This window comes from Kocuria sp. GQ42, assembly GCF_059758435.1.
The window spans coordinates 241,564-266,693 of sequence record NZ_JCAXEN010000006.1 but is presented as its reverse complement, the minus strand read 5'-3'; the positions used below and the strand labels follow the sequence as shown (position 1 = coordinate 266,693).

23 protein-coding genes are annotated in these 25,130 nt (G+C 75.1%); 9 read left to right on the top strand and 14 right to left on the bottom strand.

The features are described 5' to 3' along the window. Nucleotides 1-37 precede the first annotated feature (37 nt). Nucleotides 38-1,039, bottom strand: a complete 1,002-nt coding sequence (locus AC6CH6_RS13960) for a D-2-hydroxyacid dehydrogenase (protein ID WP_498255578.1) — start codon at nucleotides 1,037-1,039, stop codon at nucleotides 38-40. A 64-nt stretch (nucleotides 1,040-1,103) separates the two neighbouring features. Here AC6CH6_RS13960 and AC6CH6_RS13955 point away from each other — a divergent pair, with 64 nt between their 5' ends. From AC6CH6_RS13955 to AC6CH6_RS13940, 4 genes are all read left to right on the top strand, one after another. After that, nucleotides 1,104-2,375, top strand: coding sequence for an aspartate aminotransferase family protein (locus AC6CH6_RS13955; RefSeq protein WP_498255577.1), 1,272 nt, complete (start codon nucleotides 1,104-1,106; stop codon nucleotides 2,373-2,375). Between the two features lie 142 nt (nucleotides 2,376-2,517). Beyond that, entirely contained in the window at nucleotides 2,518-3,981 is a 1,464-nt protein-coding gene (locus tag AC6CH6_RS13950; RefSeq protein ID WP_498255594.1) for an NAD-dependent succinate-semialdehyde dehydrogenase, read from the top strand. After that, nucleotides 3,971-5,185, top strand: a complete 1,215-nt coding sequence (locus AC6CH6_RS13945; protein WP_498255576.1) for a M24 family metallopeptidase — start codon at nucleotides 3,971-3,973, stop codon at nucleotides 5,183-5,185. The genes AC6CH6_RS13950 and AC6CH6_RS13945 overlap by 11 nt, the downstream gene beginning before the upstream one ends. Before the next feature lie 4 nt (nucleotides 5,186-5,189). Beyond that, nucleotides 5,190-6,485, top strand: a complete 1,296-nt coding sequence (locus AC6CH6_RS13940) for an aminotransferase-like domain-containing protein (protein WP_498255575.1) — start codon at nucleotides 5,190-5,192, stop codon at nucleotides 6,483-6,485. 66 nt (nucleotides 6,486-6,551) lie between these two features. On the opposite strand, the gene AC6CH6_RS13935 is transcribed toward AC6CH6_RS13940, so the two are convergent. Beyond that, complete coding sequence (locus AC6CH6_RS13935) at nucleotides 6,552-8,267, bottom strand: alpha/beta-hydrolase family protein (protein WP_498255574.1); 1,716 nt, start codon at nucleotides 8,265-8,267, stop codon at nucleotides 6,552-6,554. Between the two features lie 44 nt (nucleotides 8,268-8,311). Then, nucleotides 8,312-8,710, bottom strand: coding sequence for a phage holin family protein (locus tag AC6CH6_RS13930; protein WP_498255573.1), 399 nt, complete (start codon nucleotides 8,708-8,710; stop codon nucleotides 8,312-8,314). A 242-nt stretch (nucleotides 8,711-8,952) separates the two neighbouring features. Between AC6CH6_RS13930 and AC6CH6_RS13925 the strand changes: the two genes are divergently transcribed. Genes AC6CH6_RS13925 through AC6CH6_RS13915 form a run of 3 tightly spaced genes read left to right on the top strand, consistent with a single transcriptional unit; the run spans nucleotide 8,953 to nucleotide 13,430 of the window. Next, nucleotides 8,953-11,682 carry a winged helix-turn-helix domain-containing protein gene (locus tag AC6CH6_RS13925; protein WP_498255572.1) on the top strand — a complete coding sequence of 910 codons (2,730 nt, stop codon included), beginning with the start codon at nucleotides 8,953-8,955 and terminating at the stop codon, nucleotides 11,680-11,682. Then, a complete protein-coding gene (locus AC6CH6_RS13920; RefSeq protein WP_498255571.1) occupies nucleotides 11,679-12,137 on the top strand; it encodes an SHOCT domain-containing protein in 459 nt (152 codons plus the stop codon). Before AC6CH6_RS13925 ends, AC6CH6_RS13920 begins: the two co-directional genes overlap by 4 nt. Nucleotides 12,138-12,179: 42 nt before the next feature. Further along, nucleotides 12,180-13,430, top strand: a complete 1,251-nt coding sequence (locus tag AC6CH6_RS13915; RefSeq protein ID WP_498255570.1) for a phospholipase D-like domain-containing protein — start codon at nucleotides 12,180-12,182, stop codon at nucleotides 13,428-13,430. Nucleotides 13,431-13,452: 22 nt separating this feature from the next. On the opposite strand, the gene AC6CH6_RS13910 is transcribed toward AC6CH6_RS13915, so the two are convergent. After that, nucleotides 13,453-14,862, bottom strand: coding sequence for an AI-2E family transporter (locus tag AC6CH6_RS13910; RefSeq protein WP_498255569.1), 1,410 nt, complete (start codon nucleotides 14,860-14,862; stop codon nucleotides 13,453-13,455). A 149-nt stretch (nucleotides 14,863-15,011) separates the two neighbouring features. On the opposite strand from AC6CH6_RS13910, the gene AC6CH6_RS13905 reads away from it, so the two are divergent. Further along, complete coding sequence (locus tag AC6CH6_RS13905; RefSeq protein ID WP_133408961.1) at nucleotides 15,012-15,749, top strand: trimeric intracellular cation channel family protein; 738 nt, start codon at nucleotides 15,012-15,014, stop codon at nucleotides 15,747-15,749. A gap of 39 nt (nucleotides 15,750-15,788) precedes the next feature. Here the strand turns inward: AC6CH6_RS13905 and AC6CH6_RS13900 are convergent, their stop codons facing one another. The 3 genes from AC6CH6_RS13900 to AC6CH6_RS13890 form a co-directional block, all read right to left on the bottom strand. Further along, a complete protein-coding gene (locus tag AC6CH6_RS13900) occupies nucleotides 15,789-16,451 on the bottom strand; it encodes a GntR family transcriptional regulator (RefSeq protein ID WP_133408960.1) in 663 nt (220 codons plus the stop codon). 80 nt (nucleotides 16,452-16,531) lie between these two features. Next, on the bottom strand, nucleotides 16,532-17,035 hold the full coding sequence (locus AC6CH6_RS13895) for a DUF3830 family protein (RefSeq protein ID WP_017833058.1): 504 nt from the start codon (nucleotides 17,033-17,035) through the stop codon (nucleotides 16,532-16,534). After that, the gene (locus AC6CH6_RS13890; protein WP_498255568.1) at nucleotides 17,032-18,477 is read right to left on the bottom strand and encodes an amidase; all 1,446 of its coding nucleotides are present in this window, start codon (nucleotides 18,475-18,477) and stop codon (nucleotides 17,032-17,034) included. The genes AC6CH6_RS13895 and AC6CH6_RS13890 overlap by 4 nt, the downstream gene beginning before the upstream one ends. A 91-nt stretch (nucleotides 18,478-18,568) precedes the next feature. Between AC6CH6_RS13890 and AC6CH6_RS13885 the strand changes: the two genes are divergently transcribed. Then, nucleotides 18,569-19,279 carry a maleate cis-trans isomerase family protein gene (locus AC6CH6_RS13885; protein ID WP_498255567.1) on the top strand — a complete coding sequence of 237 codons (711 nt, stop codon included), beginning with the start codon at nucleotides 18,569-18,571 and terminating at the stop codon, nucleotides 19,277-19,279. Nucleotides 19,280-19,290: 11 nt separating this feature from the next. On the opposite strand, the gene AC6CH6_RS13880 is transcribed toward AC6CH6_RS13885, so the two are convergent. The 7 genes from AC6CH6_RS13880 to AC6CH6_RS13850 all read right to left on the bottom strand — a co-directional run bounded on the left by AC6CH6_RS13880 (nucleotide 19,291) and on the right by AC6CH6_RS13850 (nucleotide 25,109). Next, entirely contained in the window at nucleotides 19,291-20,055 is a 765-nt protein-coding gene (locus AC6CH6_RS13880; RefSeq protein WP_109221778.1) for a maleate cis-trans isomerase family protein, read from the bottom strand. 107 nt (nucleotides 20,056-20,162) lie between these two features. Next, nucleotides 20,163-20,582, bottom strand: coding sequence for a DUF3151 domain-containing protein (locus AC6CH6_RS13875; RefSeq protein ID WP_017833053.1), 420 nt, complete (start codon nucleotides 20,580-20,582; stop codon nucleotides 20,163-20,165). 121 nt (nucleotides 20,583-20,703) lie between these two features. After that, nucleotides 20,704-21,726, bottom strand: a complete 1,023-nt coding sequence (gene fbaA, locus AC6CH6_RS13870; RefSeq protein ID WP_126346907.1) for a class II fructose-bisphosphate aldolase — start codon at nucleotides 21,724-21,726, stop codon at nucleotides 20,704-20,706. 99 nt (nucleotides 21,727-21,825) lie between these two features. Then, nucleotides 21,826-22,479, bottom strand: a complete 654-nt coding sequence (locus tag AC6CH6_RS13865) for a TrmH family RNA methyltransferase (protein ID WP_498255566.1) — start codon at nucleotides 22,477-22,479, stop codon at nucleotides 21,826-21,828. Further along, entirely contained in the window at nucleotides 22,472-23,053 is a 582-nt protein-coding gene (gene pyrE / locus AC6CH6_RS13860) for an orotate phosphoribosyltransferase (RefSeq protein WP_017833050.1), read from the bottom strand. Before pyrE ends, AC6CH6_RS13865 begins: the two co-directional genes overlap by 8 nt. 25 nt (nucleotides 23,054-23,078) lie before the next feature. Beyond that, on the bottom strand, nucleotides 23,079-23,837 hold the full coding sequence (locus AC6CH6_RS13855) for an SDR family NAD(P)-dependent oxidoreductase (RefSeq protein WP_498255565.1): 759 nt from the start codon (nucleotides 23,835-23,837) through the stop codon (nucleotides 23,079-23,081). Nucleotides 23,838-23,900: 63 nt separating this feature from the next. Beyond that, complete coding sequence (locus AC6CH6_RS13850) at nucleotides 23,901-25,109, bottom strand: acyl-CoA dehydrogenase family protein (RefSeq protein ID WP_498255564.1); 1,209 nt, start codon at nucleotides 25,107-25,109, stop codon at nucleotides 23,901-23,903. Nucleotides 25,110-25,130 lie beyond the last annotated feature (21 nt).

Below are 25,130 nucleotides of genomic sequence, written 5' to 3'. Positions count from 1 at the left end.
GACCCGCGGCGCCGTCGCCGGCGGTCCCGCCGCCCCCTCACCGGGAGCGGACGTAGCCGGCGTCCTTGTCCACCTGGTCGACCAGCCGCTCCCCGGCCGTCCAGCGCCGGAGGTTGTCCTCGAACTGGGCGGCGAGCTCGTCCCGCCACCCCTCCACGTCCCCGCACATGTGCGCGGACACGTGCACATTGTCCATCGCCCAGAAGGGGTGGTCCCGCGGAAGGGGCTCCGTGTCGAAGACGTCCAGGGTCGCGGCGGCCGGACGCCCCGCCCGAAGGGCCTCCAGCAGCGCGTCCTCGTCCACCAGCGCGCCCCGGCCCACGTTCACGAGGTGGGCGTGCGGGGACATCGCCGCGAGCACCCGGGGGCCCACGATCCCGTGCGTCCGCCCGGTCAGCGGGGCAGCGAGCACCACGTGGTCCGCCCACCCGGCGTGCTCGGCCAGCTCGGCGGCGGGGACGACGGTCCCGAAGTCCGGGTCCTCCGCCCGCGCCGTGCGCCCGGCGCCGCGGACCTCCATCCCCACCGCCCGCAGCAGGCGGGCGGTGGCGCGGCCGATCCCCCCGGTGCCCACGACGAGGGCCGTGGAGCCCCGGGTGCGCCGCAGCTCGCGGTGCACCCACCGGTGCTCGCGCTGCAGCCGCGCGCTCCGGTGCAGCTGCTTGTCGTGGGCCAGGACCGCGGCGAGGACGAACTCGGCGATGGGCCGGTCGAAGACGCCGTGCGCGTTGGTCAGCAGCACCTCCGAGGAGCGCAGCGCCGGGAACAGCACGGCGTCCACGCCGGCGGCCGCGACGTGCACCCAGCGCAGCCCCGTCGCGGCGTCCCACGCGCCGGCGAGCGCGTCCGAGAAGAAGTCCCACAGCAGCAGCACCTCGGCCGGGCGCCGCCCGCCGGTCCCCGCGAGGGCGTCGGCGAGGCCCTCGCGCGTCACCACCGTGACGTCGGCGAGGGCTCGGAGGGCGTCCTCGTTGCCGGGCGGTGGCGTGCCCTCGGCGGTCAGCACGACGACACGGGGCGGCTCGCGCACGGTGCTCATGGGGCCACCCTACGGGGGCGGTCCGATTGTTGACAATCTGCACGGGCTGTTCCCATGATGAGCCATGACCTCACTGAGTCCGCTCCTGAAGCAGGCGACCCCGGTCGTCGTCGACTCCGCCCGGGGCTGCTGGATCTCCGGCACGGACGGGCGCGAGTACCTGGACTTCACCACCGGGATCGGGGTGACCAGCACGGGCCACTGCCACCCCCGGGTGGTCGAGGCGGCCCGCGAGCAGGTCGGCCGGGTCATCCACGCCCAGTACACGACCGTGCTGCACCCCCCGCTGCTCGAGCTCACCGAGAAGCTGGGCGAGGTCCTGCCGCCGGGCCTGGACTCCGTGTTCTACGCCAACTCCGGCTCCGAGGCGGTCGAGGCCGCGGTGCGGCTGGCGCGGATGGCCACGGGCCGGCCCAACGTGGTGGTCTTCCAGGGCGGCTTCCACGGCCGCACGGTGGCCGCGGCGACGCTCACCACCGCCGGCACCCGGTTCTCCGCCGGCTTCTCCCCGCTCATGGGCGGGGTGCACATGGCCCCGTTCCCCTACGCCCACCGCTACGGGTGGGACGAGCGGACGGCGGTCGACTTCGCCCTGCGGGAGCTGGACTACCTCCTGGTGACCCGGACGGCGCCCGAGGACACCGCGGCCCTCCTCATCGAGCCCGTGCTCGGCGACGGCGGCTACCTGCCCACCCCGCCGGCCTTCCTCGAGGGGCTGCGGGAGCGGGCGGACCGGCACGGGATCCTGCTGGTGCTGGACGAGGTGCAGGCCGGGGTGGGGCGGACCGGGAGGTTCTGGGGCCACCAGTTCGCGGACGTGGTCCCGGACGTGCTGATCACCGCGAAGGGCCTCGCCTCGGGCTTCCCGATCTCGGCGATCGCGGCGCCGACCGCGCTGATGGAGCGGGGCTGGCCCGGCTCGCAGGGCGGGACCTACGGCGGCAACGCCGTGGCCGCCGCGGCGGCCTGCGCCACCCTGGACGTGGTCCGCGACGAGGGACTGGTGGAGAACGCGCGGGTCCGCGGGGACCAGCTGCAGGCGGGGCTGCGGCCCCTGCAGCAGCGCTACCCCGGGATCAGCGACGTCCGCGGCCGCGGGCTGATGCAGGGCGTCGAGTTCGCGCAGGAGGACGGCTCCCCGGACGCCGCCGCCGCGCTCGCGGTGCAGCAGGCCACCACCGGCCACGGGCTGCTCACCCTGACCTGCGGGCCGGCCGGCAACGTGGTCCGGCTGATCCCCGCGCTGGTGGTCTCCGAGCAGGAGGTCCGCACGGGCCTCGAGCGCTTCGAGGCCGCCCTGGCCGAGGTCCTCGCCGGGGCGGCGGCGACCGCATGAGCCCCGCCCCGTCCCGCACCGCGCCCGGACGCACCGGATCCCGCCTCGGACCCCGCCCCGCACCCGGCGCCGATCCCGACCGGAAGGACACCCCGTGACCGACTCCGCCGCCCCCGCTCCCGTCACCGCCTCCGGGGACGTCCTGCGCCGGTCCCGGGAGGCCGTCGCCGGGGTCAGCACCGGGGTCTTCGTCGACGGCGAGTGGGCCGAGGCCGCCTCCGGGCGCCGCTTCGACGTGGTGGACCCGGCCACCGAGGAGGTCGTCGCCACGGTGGCGGACGGCGGCCCGGAGGACGCCGCCCGGGCGATCGAGGCCGCGGGGCGGGCCCAGAAGGACTGGGCGCGGACCGCGCCCCGCGAGCGCGGGGAGATCCTGCGCCGCTCCCACGACCTGATCATGGCCCGCCGGGACGAGCTCGCGCTGGTGATGTCCACGGAGATGGGCAAGCCCCTCGCCGAGGCCCGCGGGGAGGTCGCCTACGCCGCCGAGTTCTTCCGCTGGTTCTCCGAGGAGGCCGTGCGGATCGGCGGGGACATGACCCTCTCGGGCGACGGGAGGACCCGGATCCTGGTCTCCAAGGAGCCGGTGGGGCCCTGCGTGCTGGTCACCCCGTGGAACTTCCCGCTGGCCATGGGCACCCGCAAGATCGGCCCGGCCGTCGCGGCCGGCTGCACGATGGTCTTCAAGCCCGCGAACCTCACGCCGCTGTCCTCCCTGGCCCTCGTGGACGTCCTGGTGGAGGCCGGGCTGCCGGCGGGGGTGCTCAACGTCGTGTGCACCTCGAGGGCCTCGTCGGTGGTCGGTCCCTGGATGTCCTCGGGGATCGCCCGCAAGATCTCCTTCACCGGCTCCACCGAGGTGGGGGTGCGGCTGCTCGAGCAGGCGGCCCAGCACGTCATGCGCTCGTCCATGGAGCTGGGCGGAAACGCCCCCTTCATCGTGTTCGAGGACGCCGACCTCGACGTGGCGGTCGAGGCCGCGATGACCGCGAAGATGCGCAACATGGGCGAGGCCTGCACGGCGGCCAACCGCCTGTTCGTCCACCGCTCCGTGGCCGGGGAGTTCTCCGCACGCCTCGCGGAGCGCATGGGCTCCCTCACCGTGGGCCACGGCGTGGCCGAGGGCACCCAGGTGGGCCCCCTCGTCGAGGAGAAGGCCCTGGCCAAGGTGGAGGAGCTCGTGGACGACGCCCTGGCCCGGGGGGCGTCCGTGCTGTGCGGGGGACGCCGGGCCGGGGGCCGGGGCTGGTTCTACGCCCCCACCGTGCTGTCCGGGGTCAGCCCCGAGGCCGCGCTCATGTCCCAGGAGATCTTCGGGCCGGTGGCACCCGTGGTGGCGTTCGACTCCGAGGAGCAGGTGCTCGGGTGGGCCAACGACACCCCGTGGGGGCTCGTGGGGTACCTCTTCACCCGCGACGTGGACCGCAGCTTCCGCGTCAGCGAGGCCCTCGAGGTCGGCATGGTCGGGATCAACACGGGGCTGGTCTCCAACCCGGCGGCGCCCTTCGGCGGGGTCAAGGCCTCGGGCCTCGGGCGCGAGGGCGGCCGCACGGGGATCGAGGAGTTCCTCGAGACGAAGTACACGGCGGTGCCCCGTGGCCGATGACACCGTGGCCGATCCGGACGTCCGCCCCGCGCTGTTCCCCGACGCGGAGTACGCCGCCCGGCTGCGCGCGGTGCGGGAGCGGATGGCGGAGCAGGGCCTGGGCGCGCTGGTGGTGACCGACCCCGCGAACCTGTTCTACCTGACGGGCTACGACGCCTGGTCCTTCTACACCCCGCAGCTGCTGTTCGTGCCGGCGGAGGGCGAGCTGCTGCTGTTCCTGCGGGAGATGGACGCCAACGGCGCGTTCCGCACGGCCCGGCTCGACCCCGGGCAGATCGTCGGCTACCCCGAGCGCTACGTGCACCGCCCGCACCTGCACCCCTTCGACTGGGTGGCCTTCGCCCTGCGCCGCCGCGGCCAGGTCGCCCCGGCCGCCCGGGGGTGCGTGGGCCTGGAGATGGACTCCCACTTCTTCTCCCCCAAGGGCTACCGCTCGCTCGTCAACGCTCTCCCGGAGTGGACCCTGGTGGACGCCTTCGACCTCGTGAGCTGGGTGCGTGCCGTGAAGTCCCCGGCGGAGATCCAGTACCTGCGCACGGCCGCCCGCGTCACGACGGCCGCGATGCAGGCCGCGATCGACACGATCGAGCCCGGGGTCCCGCAGCACCTCGTCGCGGCGCAGATCGCCAGGGCCCAGGTCGAGGGGGTCGACGACGCGTGGGGGGACTTCCCGGCCATGGTCCCGATGCTGCCCACCGGGGCCTCCGCCGACACCCCGCACCTCACGTGGTCGGACCGGGTGCTGCGGGAGGGCGACGCCGTGGTGGTGGAGCTCGCCGGGGTGCACCGGCGCTACCACGTGCCGCTGGCCCGCACGGTGATGCTCGGCCCGCCCACGGCCGAGCTGGGCCTGCTCGAGGAGGCCGTGGCCACGGGGCTCGAGGCCGTGCTGGACGTCACCGCCGCGGGCGTCCCGGTGCGCGAGCTCGCGAGCACCTGGAACTGGGCGCTCGCGGAGTTCGGGCTCGAGAAACCCAGCCGGCTCGGCTACTCCGTGGGCATCGGCTATCCCCCCGACTGGGGCGAGCGCACCATCAGCATCCGCTCGGAGGACGAGAGCGTGCTCGCCGAGAACATGACGTTCCACCTCATCTGCGGCATGTGGATGACCGGGTACGGCTACGAGGTCTCCGAGTCGATCCGCATCACCGCCACCGGGACGGAGGCCCTGACCTCCTTCCCCCGAGCCCTCATCAGGAAGTGATCCCATGACCACCACCGCCGCCTCCCTCACCACCGTGGCCGGCCTGCGCACCACCCCCACCGCGGGGGTGGGCGGCGACCCCGCCCGGGGTCTGCTGCCCCTGGCCCGCCGGGCGGACGGGCTAGTGGGGTCGGTCATCGACTCCTCGACGTCCCTGCTCGCTGCCCAGACCCACGACATCGTCCGCTTCGCGATGGGCGCCCCGGCCGCCGAGGTGATCCCCACGGAGCAGTTCCGGCGGATCGCCGCCGAGGTCCTCGGCGCCGGCTCGTTCACGTACGGGGCCACGGAGGGCGAGCCCGGTCTGCTCGAGACCGTCGTGGCCCACCACTCCACGACCCCGGAGCCGACCCGGCCCGAACGGCTCGTCATCACCTCCGGCGGCATGCAGGGCCTCGACCTCGCGTTCAAGCTCTTCGTGGACCCGGGCGACCTCGTGGTGGTCGAGTCCCCCACCTACACGAACGGCTCCGGCACCGCCCTCAGCTACGGCGCGGACCTGCTCGAGGTCCCCGTCGACGAGGACGGCATGGACGTGGACGCGCTCGAGACGCTGGTCGCCGAGACGGGGCGCACCCCGCGGGCGGTCTACACGATCCCGAACTTCCAGAACCCCTCCGGCACCACGCTGAGCGAGCCGCGCCGGCGGCGCCTCCTGGACCTCGCCCACCGGTGGGGCTCCGTGATCATCGACGACGACCCGTACGGGGGCCTGCGCTTCGCCGGCGAGGACGTCCCCGGGTTCCGGGAGATCAGCCCGGACGACCCGCTCGTGTTCTCGGTGCGGACCTTCTCCAAGGTCCTCGCCCCGGGGCTGCGCGTGGGGTGGGTGGACGCCGACCCGCGGCTGCGGAGGCTGCTGATCGCCGGCAAGCAGGCCATGGACACCTGCACGAACGTCCCCGGTCAGCACATCGTGGAGCGGTTCGTGCGCCAGGGCGGCTACGACGACCACCTGGCCGGCCTGCGCACGGAGTACCGGCGGCGCAAGCAGGCCATGGACGCCTCGATCGCCCGTCACCTGGGCTCCCGGGTGGTCACGACCGACCCCGAGGGCGGCTTCTTCCTGTGGGTGACCCTGCAGGGCGACGACGCGGCCGTGGCCACCCCCCGGCTGTTCGAGATCGCCCTCGCCGAGGGGGTCGCCTTCATCCCCGGTCCCGCCCTGTCCCCCTCGGGCCGGTTCCAGGAGGCCTTCCGGCTGTGCTTCGCCTCCACGAGTCCGGAGCGCACTGAGGTGGGCGTGCAGCGCCTGGCCCGGGCCCTGGACCTCGCCCGGGCGGAGCTGACGGGACGGTAGCACCGGGCCGGCCCGGGACCCGGCGGCCACCGGCCGGGACGACCGCGGCCCGCCCGGACGCCGGCCTCAGTCCGCCCCGGCGTCCTCGTAGGGGTAGGCGGCGATGACCTCCCGGACGCGGTCCAGGGCCGGCCCGTCCAGACCGTGGTCCGGCAGGACGGCGGCCCACGCGTCCACGGCGACGTCCCCGTAGTTGTGCCCGTGGCCGGCCGGGACGGCCTCGCCCAGGACCATGTCCACGGCCAGCTGGAGGTAGGTCAGGAGCGGGATCCACACCATCGCGTCGCTCACGTCGGCGGCGCGCCCGCCCTCGGCCTGCGATCCCGCCAGCCACTCCGGCCGCTGCCAGATCACGGCGGGGTCCAGCCAGGTGATGGGGTCCGTGGCGTGCTGGAGGTAGGCGATCCGCGGGCGCTCCCACGGCCCGGGCACGGCGTCGAAGTCCCCGGGGACGGAGAGCCAGCGCACGGTCCGGCCCTGGTCCAGGACCGGCTGCCACACGGGGCTGCCCGGGTCGCGTCCCTCCTGCAGGCTCCGCCAGGGCTGGGCGTTGTTCGGCGGGCCGGTGAACACGGCGCCGTCCGTGCGGCGGGTCATCTCCGGGACGTCGGCGAACACGGACTGCATCCCGGAGGCGCCGAGGCTCAGCCCGTACACCACCAGCCGGGGGCGGTCCCCCGCCGGCATCCGCGCCCACTCGGCGTGCACGGCGTCGAACAGCGCCCGGCTCGACGCGCGGGGCAGCTCCGGGGCGAAGAGGAAGGAGACCCAGCTGGGCTGGTAGGAGTACTGCGTCGCCACGATCGCCGTGCGTCCCGCGTTGAGGTACTCCACGGTGTCCACGGACTGGCGCTCGAGCCAGCCCGACCCGGTGGGCGCGGCGACCACCAGCACCTCCCGCTCGAAGCCGCCGGTGCGGCGCAGCTCGTCCACGGCCAGGGCGGCGCGCTCCTCGGCCGTCGCGGCCTGGTCCAGCCCCACGTAGATCCGCACCGGCTCCGCCGCGGGACGGCCCGTCACCTCCTCGATCTGCGCCGGGGTGGGCCCGCCGCCGACGAAGGCGCGGCCCTGCATGCCGAGCGCCTCCCAGCGCACCGGCGAGTCCTCGCCCGCCGAGCGCCACCGGGAGCCGGGCTCGACGACGCCCTCGGGGGTCGTCGCGTCCCGTGCCGCGTAGACCCGGTCCGCCGCGGCCAGCACGCCGAGCACCATGACCAGGACGGCCAGGAGGACGGCTGTGCCCGCGGCGGCCAGGGCGACGGCCGAGGCCGCACCGGCACCGGCGCCGCGGCGGCGGGCGAGGTCGCGGGCGCGCCGCCGCACGGCGCCCAGCGCGCCCAGGAGCCCCAGTCCCGCCGCGGAGGTCAGTGCCCAGGACAGCAGGAACGGGCCCAGCCCGGCGGCGGCCCGAGGGGGCATGTCCACGTTCGCGCGGACGTCGTTCTGCCACTCGACCACCAGGGCGGACAGGGCCAGCGAGCCCAGGACCACGAGGACGGCGGCCACCGCCCACTCCCGCACGGCGGTCCGGCGGGAGTCGCGCCCGGAGTCCCGGGCCGGCGGGGGTCCGCCGGTGCGGCGGGCGGCGACAGCCCGGAGCACGAGCCCCGCGAGCAGGACCCCCAGGCCGTAGCCGAGCGTGAAGCCGACCCCGGCGAGAAAGCCCTGGAAGACGGGCGGCCGCGGCAGCAGGGAGGGCGTCACCGCCGCCACGGAGAGGCCGAGTCCGAGCACGAGACCGACCGAGCGCGCCACGGCGGGGGCGCCGGAACCGGGGTCCATGGCACGAGCGTAGTCGCCGCCCCTCCCGGCGCCTGCAGGGCGCCTCACCCGCGGGTGGCGGGGGCCGGACCGGTGCGCTGGGCGCGCGCTGCCAGGAGCCGGTCGGCCACCAGGGACAGCACGGCGGCGAAGACCGAGATGAGCAGCGCCGCCAGCGCGGCGACGAGCAGCCCGGAGACGGCCAGCAGGCCCGTCAGGGCGGAGAAGACCCAGATGAGCACCGCGTTCACCGCCAGGGTGAGCAGCGCCAGCAGCACGACGGACGCGGGCTGGGGCAGCCGTGCGGTGACGAGCGGCACGAGCACGTTGCAGAGGCCGATGAACAGCGCCACCACCAGGTGGGAGAGCAGACCGCCCTCGATGGAGAAGCCCGGGAGCACCCACGCGGTGAGCTCGACCGCCCCCGCCAGCACCGCCCACCGCACGAGAAGCGACACGACCATGGCTGTCTCCTGTCCTGCTGCGCCCCGCTGCCTGCCGGACGGTGCTCCCACTGTCGCGCCCACGGCCCGGCCCCGCATCACCCGCGACGGGTGATGCGGCGGGCCGGCCGGACACGGTTCCGGCATCCGGGCTCCTGGAGTAGCCTCCAAGCATGACGGGCGAACGGAGCGGGGCTCGTCCACCGCCGCCGGAACCGCTGTCCGCCACGCGCTCCTCGATCCCCCGGGTGCCCGCCAGGACGGTGCGCCGCCCGCGTCTCGAGCGGATGCTCGACGCCGGGGTGGCCGCCGGCACCGTGGTCGTCTCCGCCCCGGCGGGGGCGGGCAAGACGCTGCTCCTGTCGGGGTGGGCCGCGCCGCGCCACCCGCCCGTGGCCTGGCTGTCGGTGGAGCCCGAGGACCGGGACCCCCAGCAGCTCTGGGCCCGCGTCCTGGCGTCCCTGCAGGCCGCGCCCGACGTCGGCCCCGGGAGCGCCCTGGCCGGTCTGCGCGCCCCGCCGACCCACGACCCCCGCTTCGTCGACCTGCTGGTGGAGGCCTGCGGGCTGCTCCCGGCGCCGCGGGTGCTCGTGCTCGACGACCTGCACCGCATCGCGGGCTCGCCCGCCGAGGAGACCCTGGCGGCGGCGGCCCGGAAGGACCTCGGCGCCCTCCGCCCGGTGATCGCCACCCGCAGCGACCCGGACCTGCCGCTGCAGCGGCTGCGGCTGAGCGGCCGGCTGACGGAGCTCCGCGCCGAGGACCTCTGCTTCGACCCCGCCGAGGCCCTGGAGCTCCTCGCCGCCCACGCGGTCGCCCCCACACCGCCGCAGCTCGCCGTGCTGCTGACGAGGACGGAGGGCTGGGCGGCAGGACTCCGTCTCGCCGCGCTGGCCCTCGAGGGCGCCGAGGACGTGGACGCGGCCGTCCGCGGACTGGCCGGGGACCAGCGCGGTCCCGCCGACTACTTCACCGAGGAGGTCCTCGCGCAGCAGGAGCCCGCGCTGACCCGGTTCCTGCTCGACACCTGCGTGGTCCGGCGCGTCTCGGGCGAGCTCGCCGACACCCTGACGGGCCGCAGCGACGGCCAGCGGCTGCTGGCCAGGCTCGAGCGCGAGAACCTCTTCGTGGTCGCCCTCGACGACCGGCGGGAGTGGTACCGCTACCACCACCTCTTCGCCGACCTGCTGCGCCACCGGCTCAGGGCGGAGGACCCCGCGCGGCAGGCCGTCCTGCACCGGCGCGCCGCGGGCTGGTTCGCGGCCCACGGGGAGCTGCTCGAAGCGGCCCGGCACCTGCGCGCGGCGCAGGACTGGCCGGCGCTGGCCCGGTTCGTCCTGCGCAGCGCCGGCGCGGAGGTCCTGGGCACGGACCGCGCGGCCGTCGTCGCGCTGCTCAGCGGCGTGCCGGACGAGCTGGTCGCCCGGGACTGCGAGGTGGCCGCCGCGGTCGCCGCCGTGCGCTACGCCGCCTACGACCCGGTGGGGGTCGCCTCCCACGCCGCGCGCGCCCGCGAGCTGCTGCCCGGGCTGTCCGCGCAGGACGCCCGGCTGACCACGGTGGTGCTCTCCACGCTCGACGCCGTTCTGGCGTGGATGCACGCGGACGCCACCGAGCAGGTCCGCTGTTCCAGGACCGCGATCCGGCAGCTGGACGAGGTGCTCCCCGAGGAGCTCCCGGCCGCCCCCGTGTACCGCATCGCCACGGCCACGGTGCTGGCCATGGGGCTCCTGTGGACCGGTGAGCTCGGCGCCGCCGAGACCACCCTCACCCGGACGGTGGCGGCCCTCGCGGACCGCTCCGCCATGACCCCGGTGCTCGCGCTGCACCTGCACGGGAACCTCGCCGCCCTGAAGGCGATGCGCGGCCGGCTGCGGGAGGCGCGCCGCGAAGTGGACGTCGCACTGGCCGTCGCGGAGGAGTCCGGCTGGACCTTCCTCCCGCTGACGGCCACGGCGTTCCTGGCGGAGGCGGTGATCCGGCTCCTGGAGCACGACGTCGGGGCCTGCGCCGCCGCCCTCGACCGCGGGAGGGCGTGCGTGGGCCGGGTGCCGGACCGCTACGCGGAGACCGGCCTGGCCCTGGTGGGCGTGCGGCTCGAGCTCTCGAAGGGGGACGTGACCGCGGCCCGGCACCTCTTGGGGCGGCTGCGCGGGAGCACGCAGGACTGGGCGATGCCGGACTTCCTCGCCCAGTGGTGCGAGCTGGTCCGGGCCGAGATCCTCCTGGCGGAGGGACGGCCCGCCGCCGTCCCGGCGCTGCTCGGCGACCCGCCCGTCACCACCCCGTCCCGGGGGCGCCCGCACGGGCACCGGATCGTCCTGCGGGCCCGGGCCCTGCTGGAGACCAACGACCCCGCGCAGTGCCTGCGGCAGCTGCAGCACCTGTTCCGGGAGTCCGAGGTCGACGGAGGACCCGCCGTCGAGGCCTGGCTGCTGGCGGCCCTCGCCCACGACCGGCTCCGCGACGAGGTGCAGGCCCACGCCTGCCTCGGGCGTTGTCTGGCCGTGGCGGCCCCCGAGCACATCGTGCGCCCCTTCCTGCTCGTGGACGGGCAGCGGGTCAGGAGACTGCTGGAGCTGCACCGGCGAGCGGTGGGCACGCACCGGGAGTTCGTCGGGACCGTCCTGGACCTCCTCGGCGGCAGCACCCCCGCCCGCGCACCGGCCGTGCTGGAGTCGCTGACCAGCCGCGAGCGCAGCGTGCTCCTGCTGCTGCCGACGATGATGAGCAACACGGAGGTCGGCGCCGAGCTGTACCTGTCGGTGAACACCGTCAAGGCGCACCTGAAGTCCCTGTACCGCAAGCTCGGCGTCAGCACCCGGCGGGAGGCCGTGCTCCGCGCCCGAACGCTGGGCCTCCTGGAGCACACGACCCTCGACGGGTCCCCCGGATCACCCGCGCCGGGTGAGGCCGAGCCCGCGGCGCAGCGGGACCCTGGAGGTGGGCCCGGGGACGCCGAGAGCCCTGCCGGACCGGGGAGGACCTCATGAACTTCTGGGAGTTTCTGTGGCTGCTGGTGATCTGGACACCGCTGGCCCTGCTCTGGGGCGTGGCGCTGGTCGACATCACCCGCCGTGAGGACATCAGGGGCGGGACGAAGGTGCTGTGGGCGCTCGTGATCGTCCTGCTGCCGTTCGTGGGACCGCTGGTCTATCTCCTCACCCGGTCCGTCGGCGCCGCCGAGGAGCAGCGCCTCGCGGCGGCCCGGGCGCGTCCGGGGCCGGGTGACGGGGGCCGTGCCCACCAGCTGACGCTCCTGGCGGACCTCCGGGACCGCGGCGCGCTGACCGCCGGGGAGTTCGAGGCCGAGAAGGCCCGGCTCCTGGGCGACGGCTCCCCGGCCGTCGGCGGCACGACCGCAGCGCCGTCGTCGTCGACGGGTGTCGGCGCGGAGGACGGTGCGGAGGACGACGCCGCGGGCCGGGCGGCGGCGCGGACGGCCTGAGGCCGCCCCGCACCGCCGACGGCGCCCGGGTAGGCTTCGCGGATGAGAACTCCTCGTTCCTCCGGACCCCGCCTGCTCCGTTCGTTCGCCGTCCGCTCCGCCCTGGGCATGGTGGCCGTGCAGGCGGCGGTGGTGGCCACCCTGGTGGCCACCGACGCGATCAAGCGCCGGAGCCGCTCGCGGCGCTCCGGGTTCCCGCGCCCGGGCACGTTCGAGCACACGGTCGCGGAGACCGGCACCACGATCTACACCTACGGCGAGGACCTCTACCGGGACATGCTCGCCGCGATCCGCGGCGCCCGGCACCGGGTGCTGCTGGAGACCTTCATCTGGAAGGACGACGAGGTCGGGCGCGAGTTCCTGGACGCCGTCAACGACGCCGCCGCCCGCGGTGTCGAGGTGCACGTCATGTACGACGGCTTCGGCAACCTCGTGGTGCCCCGCGGCTTCTACCGCTTCCACCCGGACGTGCACGTCTTCCGGTTCCCCGTCCTGCGCCCGCGCCTGCTGCTGAGCCCCCTGCAGGCGACCGGGCTGACCCACCGCAAGCTGCTGGTGGTCGACGACGAGGTCGGGTTCGTGGGCGGCTACAACCTCGGCTCGCTCTACGCCACGCAGTGGCGGGACACCCACGTGCGGCTCACCGGCCCCGCCGCCTTCGAGCTGGGCCACTCCTTCGCCGCGGTGTGGAACCACCCCTCGGCGCGGCGGCCGAAGCTCCCGCACGTGAACCCGGGCTCCTGGGACTCGCGGGTGCGCGCGATCAACAACATCCCGGCCAGCCTCGTGTACCCGATCCGCAGCGTCTACCTCGACGCGATCCACCGGGCTACGGACCACATCTACCTGACCACCGCCTACTTCATCCCCGACCAGCAGATCCTCTCCGCCCTGATCGAGGCGTCCCGGCGGGGCGTGGACGTGCGCGTCATCCTGCCCGAGGACTCCAACCACGTGCTCGCCGACTGGCTCTCCCGCGGCTTCTACTCGACCCTGCTGGCCGCGGACATCACCGTGCTGCTCTACCGCCACGCCATGATCCACGCCAAGACCGCGACGATCGACGGGCAGTGGTCGATCGTCGGCACCGCCAACATCGACCGGCTGAGCCTGGGCTTCAACTACGAGACGAACCTCGAGATCCACGACCGGGACGTCGCCGCGGACATGGAGGCGGTCTTCGCCGCCGACAGCGAGAACTGCCGGGAGCTGACCGCGGGCCGGTGGGACGAGCGGTCCCCCGCGGCCTGGTTCGCCGAGACCGTCCTGGTGCCGCTGCGCCCCTTCCTGTGACACCGTGGCCCACCGGGGCCGCTCAGGCCTGCGCGTCCGGCTCGTCCCCGGCCGGGGCGGGCCCGTCGTGCGGCCTCCCGCGGGCGTCGTGCTCCGTGGCCCCGAGCCGGCCGCCGGGGCGGTGCTGGTAGCGCATCCGCTGGTACTTCCACCGCTCGGCCATGCTCGCCTTGGACCGGGCGGTGTCCTGGGGGTCGAGCGGGTCCGGTCCCAGCACCGGGTCCTCCCCCGCCTGGTACCGGTCGCTCCACACCTGGATCACGGCCCAGCCCACCGCGGTGATCGGCACGGCGAGGATGGCCCCGAAGATCCCGCCGACGATGGTGCCCACCGTGAGGGCCAGGAGCACGACGATGGCGTGCAGGCTCAGGGTCCGGCCCATCACCACGGGCTGGAGGAGGTCGCCCTCGATCTGGTTGACGACGACGACGACGCCGGCCACGATCAGGGCGGTCCACGGGCCGTTGGTCACGAGCGCGACCAGTGCGGCCAGGATCCCCGCGGCCGTGGCGCCGACGATCGGGACGAACCCGCCGATGAACACGATGACGGCCAGCGGCAGCGCCAGCGGCACCCCGAGCAGGGCCAGGGGCACCCCGATGAACACCGCGTCGACGGCGGCGACGACCGCGGTGCCGCGCACGTAGCCGCCGAGCACCTGGACCGCCCGGTCCCCGGACTCGGCGAGCCGCGCCCGGGTCCCGCCGTGGAACCAGCGCAGCGTGAAGTTCCACATCTTCGCGCCGTCCTTCAGGAAGAAGAACAGGACGACGGTCATGAGCACCACGCCGGCGAGGAACTCGGTGGCGGCCGTGAGCCCGCTGATGGCTCCCCCGGCGAAGGCGCTGGACGTGAGGAAGTCGGTGGCCCGCTGGAGCAGCGCGTCCAGGGAGGCGGTGTCCACGGGCAGGGGCCCGGACATGATCACGCGCTGCAGCTCCTCCCACCCCTCCACGGCCGAGGCCGAGAGGTTGTCCCACTCGCTGCGGACCGCCAGGACGATGCCCGTCACCACCCCGCCCACCAGGGCGAGGATGCCCAGGAACGCCGCCGCGGTGGCCAACAGGGGCGACCAGCCCCGGCCCGTCAGCCAGCGCACGAGGGGGCTCACGGCCGAGGCCAGGATGAGGGCCACGAGCACGGAGATCACCACCAGCGACACGCGGAGCAGGATCCACGTCAGCCCGGCGAGCACGGCGGCGACGAGCAGGACCTGGGCGGAGCGGGAGCCCGCCCGTCCCAGGGGGTCCGACCACGGGCCCACGGCGGGGAGCACGGCCCGGGCCACGCCCCCGGGGTCCGCGCCCGGCCCGTCCGGCGGACCGCCGGAGGGGGCGGATGCCGCGCGCGCTCCGGGCACGTCCGAGTCCGCTCCGGCGGATCCCGTCCCGGGCAGCGGGGAGGGTCGGTCGGGGGTGGGTGAGGTGCTCATGGGACGACTCCTGGTGGTGGGCCCGGCCGTTCCGTTCGAGCGGCCGGCGCTGGACGGCGTGCGGGTGCTCCCGCGTCCAGTAGAGCACCGCGGCCCGGGGCGCGGGAGACGGTGCTACCCTCGGGCGTCGGCGTGACGCGGGAGAGGCGGTGGTGGTCGTGGTGGCCGTGGAGGATCTCGACCCGAGCGCGGCCTTCGACGCCGTCGACCTGCTCGGCGTGCTGACCAACGGCGTCCTGGGCGGGGTGGTGGCGCGCCAGCTGAAGATGGACCCCGTCGGCTTCGCGTTCCTGGCCGTCGTCTCCGCGCTCGGCGGGGGGCTGCTGCGCGACACCCTCCTGCAGGTCGGCTTCCCCGTGGCCCTGACGAACCCCGCGTACCTGATCACGGCGATCGCCGGCGCCACCATCGCGTTCTTCCTGCAGTTCCGGGGGAAGTGGACCAACCGCGTGCTGGTGGTGGCCGACGCCCTGGCCCTGGGCTGCTGGGCGGCGACGGGCACGGGCAAGGCCCTCGACGTGGGACTGACCTGGCTGCCGGCCGTCATGATCGGGGTGATCACCGCCGTGGGCGGCGGGATGATCCGCGACATCGCGGTGGGGCGGGTGCCGATGATCTTCGGCGGCAACACCCTCTACGCGACCGGGGCGGTGATCGGCAGCGCCGAGATGGCGGTGCTGCACGGCCTGGGCTACCCCAACTGGGGCATGGCCGCGGCGATCCTCACCGCCGCCACGGTCACCGTGGTGGCCCGGCGCCGGGGGTGGCGGCTGCCCGGGGCGGGCGAGTGGAACGTGCGCCTGCCCCGCCGGGACTGGCCCCGCCCGACGTGGCGTCCGCGCCGGCCCGGCGGTCCCGGCCGCGGCGAGGAGCCCGGCGCGTCCTGACGGATCACCGTCCGCCGCGCGGGCAGGGGCGCGGCCCGGTCAGGCGCCCAGGACCCGCTCGAGGCCGTCCTGCATGTGGGCCCGCAGCAGCGTGTCCGCACGGTCCGCGTCCTGCGCGTCGAGCGCCCCGGCGATCTCGGCGTGCTCCCGGAGGCGGGCGTCGGCGGAGTCGTAGGTCCCCTGCATGCCGGTCAGGGACATCCGGATCTGGGTGAGCAGCGTCCGGTGCATGCCGAGCAGCCGGGGGCTGCCGGCGAGCTCCACGAGCAGCTCGTGGAAGTGCAGGTCCGCCTCCGACATCGCGCGCCCGTTCGGCTCCGGGGCGGCGGCCCGCATCTCGGCCAGCGGCACGGCCAGCGCCTCGGCGGCCCGGGGCCCGGTGCCCGTGGCCACGATCCGGCGCACGGCCGCGCACTCCACGGCCTCCCGGGCGAGGTACATGTCCCGGACCGCGTCCTCGGTCAGCTCCATCACGAACAGCCCGCGGTTGCGGTGGCCCACCAGCAGGCCCTCCTGCGTGAGCCGCTGCATGGCCTCGCGCAGGGGTCCCCGGCTCACGTTGAGTTCCCTGGCCAGCTCCTGCTCCACGAGCTGGCTCCCGGGCGGGAATCGGCCGTCGGCGATGGCCTCCCGCAGGATCCTGGCGATGAGCGCAGGGGTCGACTCCTGGACCACGGGGGGAAGGGCCGACCGGGCTGCCATGCTGCTCTCCATCTCTCGTCCGGCCCGGGGCGGGGCGCCCGGGCCGAGGATCCATCCTAGTTCGCGCCGTGCCGGCCGGCTCAGGGCTCCTCCGCGCGGGCGAACCGCAGGGTCTCGCCCCGGGCCCCGCCCATCCACACGTCCTGGCACGCGGCGGCCAGCTCGTCGAGGCCGTCCTCGATCGTGGCGAAGACGTTGCCCGGCACCCACCCCACGTCGCCGTTGAGCAACAGGTTGTTCCGGCCGTAGAAGACGGCGAGGTCGATGAGCAGGCGGTGCTCGGAGGTCCCGGAGGAGGCGTCGTAGCCGTAGGCGGGGTTCTCGAGCACCCCGTCGAAGCTGAAGTAGCAGAGGTCCCCCGGGATGGGCGTCACGGTCTGGTTCTCGGGCCCCGGCTCCTCGGGCGCGAACGCCGGGACCAGGGCGTAGATCTCGTTGCGGGCGAACTTCCCGTGGAAGACCTGGCCGGCGAGGGGCAGCGCCCGCCAGACGGCCTCGGCGGTCCGGGGCGCCTCGCGGTCCAGGAGCCGGGCGCGGGCGGTGACGGCGCGCCGCTCCAGGCCGACGGTGAGGTAGCGGGTCACGGGGTGCTCCGCACCGGCACCGTGGCGGAGGACCGGGCCGCGGCCGGTGGGCGGAGGGCGCCGTGGCCGGCCGCGGCCTCGTAGGCGGCCGCGGCGTCCAGCACCCGCTGGTCGCCGTGGCGCGGGCCCACGATCTGCAGGCCGACGGGCAGCCCCTCCGCGGAGAGCCCGCACGGGACGGTGACCGCGGGCTGCTGGGTGAGGTTGAAGGGGTAGGAGTAGGGCGTCCAGCTGGTCCAGTCCTGGCTCGGGGACCCGGCCGGGACGTCCGTGCCGGCCTCGAAGGCCGTCCGGGGCAGGGTGGGCGTCACGAGGACGTCGTAGCGCTCGTGCAGCAGGCCCATCCGGCGGCCCCATGCCATGCGGCAGGCCGTGGCGTCGAGGTAGTCCTGGGCGGTGAAGCCGTGGTGCCGCTCGAGCGCGGCGCGCAGGGAGGGGTCGATCCGTTCGAGCGCGCCCGCCCCGCAGCCGGCCACCACGGCCGCCGCGCCGCTGAACCAGAGCACGTGGTAGGCCCACACGGGATCCTCCTGGCCCAGCTCCACCTCCTCGACCACCGCGCCGAGCTCGGCCAGCACCCCGACGGCCGCCCGCACGGAGCGCTCCACCCCGGGGTCGTTGACGCCGTAGCCGAGGTCCGGGCTGAAGGCCACCCGCAGGCCGGCCGCCCGCTCCGGGCCGGCCAGCCGGCCGAGGAAGCTCCCGGTGGGGGTGGGCAGCGCGGACCAGTCGCGGGGGTCGTACCCGGACAGGGCGTCGAGCATCGCGGCGGCGTCGGCCACGGTGCGGGTCAGCGGCCCGGCGTGGGCCAGCGTGCCGAAGGGGCTCGCCGGGTACAGGGGCACCAGCCCGTAGGTCGGCTTGAGCCCCACGATCCCGCAGAAGGAGGCCGGGATGCGGACGGACCCCCCGCCGTCGGTGCCCACCGACAGGGCGCCGAGCCGGGCCGCCACGGCGGCGGCCGAGCCGCCCGAGGAGCCGCCGGGGGTCCGGGCGGTGTCCCAGGGGTTGACCGTGACACCGGTGCGGGGGCTGTCCGTGACGCCCTTCCAGCCGAACTCCGGGGTGGTCGTCCTGCCCACGAGCACCGCGCCGGCCTCCCGGAGCCGGGCCACCGACGGGGCGTCCTCGTCCCACGGCCCGGCGTCGTCGATGAGCAGGGAGCCCCGCAGGGTGGGCCGGCCGCGGGCCAGGAGCAGGTCCTTGACCGTGGTGGGCACCCCGTCCAGCGGCCCGCGCCCCTCCCCGCGGGCCCAGCGCTCCTGCGAGTCCCGGGCCCCGCGCAGCGCCTCGTCGCCCTCCACGAGGCAGAAGGCGTTGAGGACCGGGTCCACGGCCTCGATCGCGCGCAGCGTCGCCTCGACGACCTCGACCGGCGACAGCTCGCCCGCGGCGTAGGCCGCCGTCAGCTGCAGCGCGGACAGCTCCAGCACGTCCTGCACGGGACCCCCTCCGGCCGCTACGATTGTCGACAATCAAACTGTAGGCTTTTCGCCGGTCCCGTCCAACCCTCCCGGGAGGAGGCGCCCCGACGTGCACACCGTGGTCATGCTCTATCCGGGGCACAGCGCGGAGGACGACTACGCGGTGCTGGAGCGCCTCGTGCCGGACGCCGCCTTCCCCGTGGTGCACACCTGGGAGGGCGGCACCGCGCACGACGTCGGGGCGCTGCTCGACCTCGGCGCCCGCCGGCACCTGGAGCCCGCCGCGCGGCGGGCGCGCGCCCACGCCCCGGACGCCGTGCTGTGGGCCTGCACGTCGGGCGGCTTCGTGCACGGCCGGGAGGGCGCGCTCGTCCAGGCCCGCTGGGTGGCCGAGGCCGGCGGCGCTCCCGCCTCCTCGACGTCCTGGGCGTTCTCGGCGGCGGTCCGGCACCTGGGGGCCCGCCGGGTCGCGGTGGCGGCGACGTACCCGGCGGACGTCGCGGCCCGCTTCACGGCCTTCCTGGCCGGGGACGGCATCACGGTCACGGCGCTGTCCGCCCACGGCGTCCCCAGCGGCGAGGACGCCGGGCGCCTCGACGCCGAGTGGCTGCTCGGGGCCGCGCGTGCCGCGGACGTCCGGGGTGCTGAGTGCCTGCTCGTCCCGGACACGGCCCTGCACACGGTGACCGCCCTGCCGGAGCTCGAGCGGGCGCTCGGGCTGCCCGTGCTGACCGCCAACCAGGTGACGGCGTGGCACGGGCTGCGGCTGGCCGGGCACCCCGCCCGCGCCGACCGGCTCGGCGCCCTCTTCCGGGCCTGACCCGGGCCCGCTCAGCGCAGCTCGGCCTCGCGGGACGGCAGGGCGCACAGGCGCTGCCCCGGGCCCTCCGGAGTCAGGCCCAGCCGGCGCAGGCCCGCCCACAGCGTGACCTGGTTGGCGGTCAGCACCGGCTTGCCCAGCTCCTGCTCGAGGGGCGCGATGAGGTCGTAGGTGGGCAGGTTGGTGCAGGCGACGAAGACGGCCCGGGCCTCCTGCCGGTCCGCCCGGCGGACGAGGTCCGCCGTCACGGCGTAGGGGACGTGCCAGATGAGCCGGTCCAGCCCCAGGCCCGCGCAGGCGACGACGTCCCTGCCATCCTCCGCGAGGAAGTCCTCCAGCCGCTGCGTGAGCCGCTCGACGTAGGGGGTGGCGATCGCGAGGGCGGTCGTGCCCAGGGCGTCGAGCGCCTCGAGCAGCGCCTCGGAGGTGGTGAGGGCCGGGACACCGGTCTCCTCGGCGATCGTCCGGGAGATCCGCCGGGCCCCTCGCCGGCCGTGCACGAAGCTGCCGGACGTGCAGGCGTAGACCACGGCCTCCGGGCCCACGGCCGCCAGGGAGCGGGCCGCCGCCCTGATCTCGGCGTCGTCGCCGATCCGCGCGGCCATGAGCTCGTCCACGACCAGGGGGTGGTACGGCGTGCGCGCCACCGCCAGGGACGTCGTCGCGGGCATCCACCGCCACATCTCGCGGTCGAGGGCCATGTCGTAGGGGTTCACCACGCCGAGCACGCGCTGGACGCCGGGGCCCTCCGGGAGGGGCGTCTGCGGGGCTGCCATGCCTCCATGCTGGCACCGCTCCGGCCGGCCGACAACGGTCGTGACCGGACACGACGAGGGCCCGGGAGCCGTCCTCCGACGTCCCCCGGGCCCTGGCGGCCGCCGGGTCAGCGCTGCAGCTGCTCCGCGGCGGTGGGGTCCGAGTCGTTGAGGAACTTCTGGATCCGCTCGGCCTCGTCGAACTCGCCGATGGCCGCGGCGGCCCGGCCCAGGGCCGCGAGCGCCCGCAGGAAGCCGCGGTTGGGCTCGTGGGAGAACGGGACGGGCCCGTGGCCCTTCCACCCGTGGCCGCGCAGGGCGTCGAGGCCGCGGTGGTAGCCCACGCGGGCGAAGGCGTAGCCCTCGAGGACGCGGCCCTCGGCGAGGGCGTCCTCGGCGCACATGGCCCACGCGAGGGAGGCCTTCGGGAAGCGCGCGGCGAGGTCCTCCGCCTCGTCGCCCGCCTCGATGCGCTCGACCAGGCCCGGGTCCTCGGTGAGGTAGGTGGGCTCGGGGCCGCCGAGCAGGTTCTTGCCGGTGAGGCTCATGGGGGACGTGGTCCTTTCGGTGCGCGGGACTGCGGGGGCGTGCGGGACGGGCGCGGGAACGACGGCGGCGCCCCGCTCGGGCAGGACGCCGCCGTCGTGCTCCGCGACCGCGGAGGGGCGGCTACTTGACGGAGGTCCCGGCGGAGCCGAGGTTCTGGCAGGCCTCGACCACGCGGGCGGCCATGGACTCCTCGGCCAGGGCCCCCCACACGCGCGGGTCGTACTTCTTCTTGTTGCCGACCTCGCCGTCGATCTTCAGGACGCCGTCGTAGTTGGCGAACATGAACCCGGCGATGGGGCGGGTGAAGGCGTACTGGGTGTCGGTGTCCACGTTCATCTTGACCACGCCGTAGGAGACGGCGTCGGCGATCTCCTGCGCGGAGGAGCCGGAGCCGCCGTGGAAGACGAGGTCGAACGGGCGGTCCTGGCCGAGCTTCTTGCCGACCTCCGCCTGGATCTGCTGCAGCAGCTCGGGGCGCAGCTTGACGCCGCCGGGCTTGTACACGCCGTGCACGTTGCCGAAGGTCAGGGCGGTGAGGTAGCGGCCGTTCTCGCCGGCGCCGAGGGCCTCGACCGTGGCGAGACCGTCCTCGACGGTGGAGTACAGCTTCTCGTTGATCTCGTTCTCGACGCCGTCCTCCTCGCCGCCGACCGCGCCGATCTCGACCTCGAGGATGATCTTGGCCTTGTTCGTGCGGGCCAGCAGGTCCTGGGCGATCCTGAGGTTCTCGTCGAGCTCGATGGCGGAGCCGTCCCACATGTGGGACTGGAAGATCGGGTCCTCGCCGCGGGCCACGGCCTTCTCCGACTCCTCCAGCAGCGGCAGCACGAAGCCGTCGAGCTTGTCCTGCGGGCAGTGGTCGGTGTGCAGGGCGATGTTGACGTCGTAGTTCTTCGCGACCTCGCGGGCGAAGGCGGCCATCGCGAGCGAGCCGTTGACCATGTCCTTGACGGAGGCCCCGGACCAGTAGGCGGCGCCGCCGGTGGAGGCCTGGATGATGCCGTCCGAGCCGGCCTCGGCGAAGCCGCGGATGGCGGCGTTGAGGGTCTGGGAGGAGGTGACGTTGATCGCCGGGTAGGCGAAACCCTTCTCCTTGGCCCGGTCGATCATCTCGGCGTAGACATCAGGGGTTGCGATGGGCATGCTGGCTCCTTCGGTTCGGGTGTGGCCTGGCTCCCACTCTAGCCAAAGCCGCGCCGCGGGACGACGGGGGAACGGCGGGTGGACGCGGCGGGTCGCCCGTCAGGCGACCGGCTGGCCGAAGACGTGGCGCCGGATCCAGGCGTGCATCGCCACCGCGGCCGCGGCGGAGGCGTTGATGGAGCGGGTCGAGCCGAACTGGGCGATGGACAGGGTGGCCCCGGCCGCGGCGTGCATCTCGGGGCTCAGCCCCGGCCCCTCCTGGCCGAGCACCAGCACGCAGCGCTCGGGCAGGTCGTAGGTCTCGAGCTGCTGCGAGTCGGGGAAGTTGTCGATCCCGATCACCTGAAGGCCCTCGGCGTCCGCCCAGGCCGCGAACTCCTCGACGCTCGCGTGGTGGCGCAGGTGCTGGTACCGGTCGGTGACCATCGCGCCCCTGCGGTTCCAGCGCCGTCTGCCGACGATGTGCACCTCCCGGGCGAGGAACGCGTTGGCGGTGCGCACCACGGAGCCGATGTTCAGGTCGTGCTGCCAGTTCTCGACCGCCACGTGGAACCCGTGCCGGCGGGTGTCCAGATCGGCCACGATCGCGTCCATCGTCCAGTACCGGTAGGCGTCCACGACGTTGCGCCGGTCCCCGTGCTCGAGCAGCTCCGGGTCCCACTGCTCCCCCTCGGGCCACGGGCCCGCCCAGGGGCCGACGCCCACCGCGGGGGCCGGTCCCGCGGCGCCGGTCCCGTCGACGGGGTCAGTCAAGCCCGAGCTCGTCCTTCGTGAAGGCGTAGAGGCACGGCACGCCCGCCGTCTCCTCGATGCGCTCCTTGGCGCCGGTCCGCCGGTCCACGATGATCGCCACGGCGACCACGTTGGCGCCGGCCCGCTGCAGGGCCTCCACCGCGGTGAGCGCGGACCCGCCGGTCGTGGAGGTGTCCTCCACGACGACGACGTCGCGGCCCTGCACCGGGGGGCCCTCGACCTGGCGGCCCATCCCGTAGCTCTTCTGGGCCTTGCGGACCACGAACGTGTCGACGGCCCGGCCCTGGTCCCCCGCCGTGCGCATGATCGCGTGGCCCACGGGGTCCGCGCCCATGGTCAGCCCGCCCACGGCGGCGCAGGAGATCCCGGCCTCGTCGAGCAGCGCCAGCATCACCTGGCCCACGTAGCGGGACGCCTCGTGGTGGAGGGTCACGCGGCGCAGGTCCACGTAGTAGTCGGCCTCGATGCCGCTGGCGAGCGTGACCCGGCCCCGCACCACGGCGAGGTCGATGATCAGCTGGCGGAGGCGGTCGCGGGCCGTCGCGAGGTCGACGGGCGAGAAGTCGGTGGTCATGGGCCCCAGTCTATGGGTCGGGCTCTCAGCGGGGCGCCATGCGCAGCGCCCCGTCCATCCGGACGGTGGTGCCGTTGAGGTAGTCGTTGTCGAGGAACGCCGCCACGAGCTGGGCGAACTCCCCGGGGCGGCCGAGCCGGCGCGGGAACGGCACGCCCGCGGCGAGCCCGGCCCGGAACTCGTCGCTCACCGCCGCGAGCATGGGCGTCTCGATCACGCCGGGGGCGATGGTGTTCACCCGGATGCCGGCGCTCGCGAGGTCCCGGGCCGCGGTGAGCCCTAAGCTGTGCACCCCGCCCTTCGACGCCGCGTAGGCGGCCTGCCCCACCTGCCCCTCGAACGCGGCGACGGAGGCGGTGTTGACGACCAGCCCGCGCTGGCCGTCGTCGTCGACGGGGTCGGTCGCGGCGATCCGCTCCGCGGCCAGGGCGAGGACCGTGAAGGTGCCGAGGAGGTTCACGCGCAGCACGGTCTCGAACAGGTCGAGGTCGTGCACGCCCTGCCGGCCCAGCACCCGGGCCGAGGGGCCGATGCCGGCGCAGTTGACCACGGTGCGCAGGGGCCCGGCGGCGGCCGCGGCCGCCACGGCCTCGCGCACCTGCTCCCGGTCGGTGACGTCGGCGGGGACGAGGCGGACGCCGGGGACGTCGGGGGCGTTCTCGAGCGCGGCCGGGAGGTCCACGCCGAAGACCCGCACGCCGCGCCCGGCGAGCATCGTGGCGGTGGCCGCGCCGAGGCCCGAGGCGGCGCCGGTGACGAGGGCGGAGGTGTCGGTGACGTCCATGCGGGGTCCTTCCGGAGGAGCTGCTCGGGGCGGTGGGGGCGGACGGTGGTGCGGGGACCGCACTCAGACGAACGCGGAGACGCCGGTGACGGCGCGGCCCACGATGAGGGCGTTGATCTCGTAGGTGCCCTCGTAGGTGTAGAGGATCTCGACGTCGTTGAAGAGCTTGGCCATCTCGTGGTCGGTGACCACGCCGTTGCCGCCGAGCAGGTTCCGGCCCAGGGCCGCGGACTCGCGGGCCAGGGACGTGGTGGTGGCCTTGGCCAGCGCGGCGTGGGGCATGTCGAAGCCGCCGTCCTCCTGGAGCCGGGCGATCTGGGCCATGAGGCCCAGGGCGGCCGTGGCGTTGCCGAGGATCCGGGCGAGGGGCTCCTGGACGAGCTGGAACTTCGCGAGCGGGCGGCCGAACTGCCGCCGGGTCAGGGCGTAGTCGCGGGCGACGTCGAAGATCGCCAGCTGGACCCCGGCGCTCTGCCAGCCCACCCAGGCGCGGGAGTTGCGCAGCATCACGTTGGCCGCGGCGAAGTCCTGCGCCCCGGGCAGGGCGCCGGCGGCGGGGATCCGGACCTCGTCCAGGACGATGTCGGCGTTCTGCATGATCCGCAGCCCGATCTTGTGCTCGATCTTGGTGGCGGACCAGCCCGGACGGTCGGTCTCCACGAGGAAGCCCTTGACCTTCCCGTCGGCGGTGTCCCGGGCCCAGACGATCGCGACGTCGGCGATCGTGCCGGCGCCGATCCAGCGCTTGGTCCCGGTGAGCACCCACTCGTCCCCGTCCCGGGTCGCGGTGGTGGCCAGGCCGCCGGCGATGTCGGAGCCGTGCTCGGGCTCGGTGAGGGCGAAGGCGCCGAGGGCCCGGAAGCGGCGCAGGTCGGGCAGCCAGCGGGCCTTCTGCTCCGCCGAGCCCAGGGCGGCGATCAGGTCGACGATGAGCTCGTTGTGGATCCCCACGAGGGCGCTCAGCGACACGTCGGCCCGGGCGACCTCGGCGTAGGCCAGGCCCCGGTAGAGCCGGCTCGCCCCGGAGAGCTCGAGCTCGCCGAGCCCGTGGGCGGCCAGCGCCGGGAGCAGGTGGGACGGGAACTCCTCGCGGTTCCAGTAGGGCGTGACCACGGGGCGGACCTGCTCCTGGAGGAAGGTGTGCAGGTCGGCCAGCCGGGCGCGCTCCTCCGGGGGGAGCAGGGCGGCGAAGCAGAAGAGGTCGGCGTCCGGGAAGGGGATGCCGGGGTGCTGCTCCACGGACGGGGATTCGCCGCGCAGGACGGGAGTCATGGGTGGTCCTCTCGTCGGCCC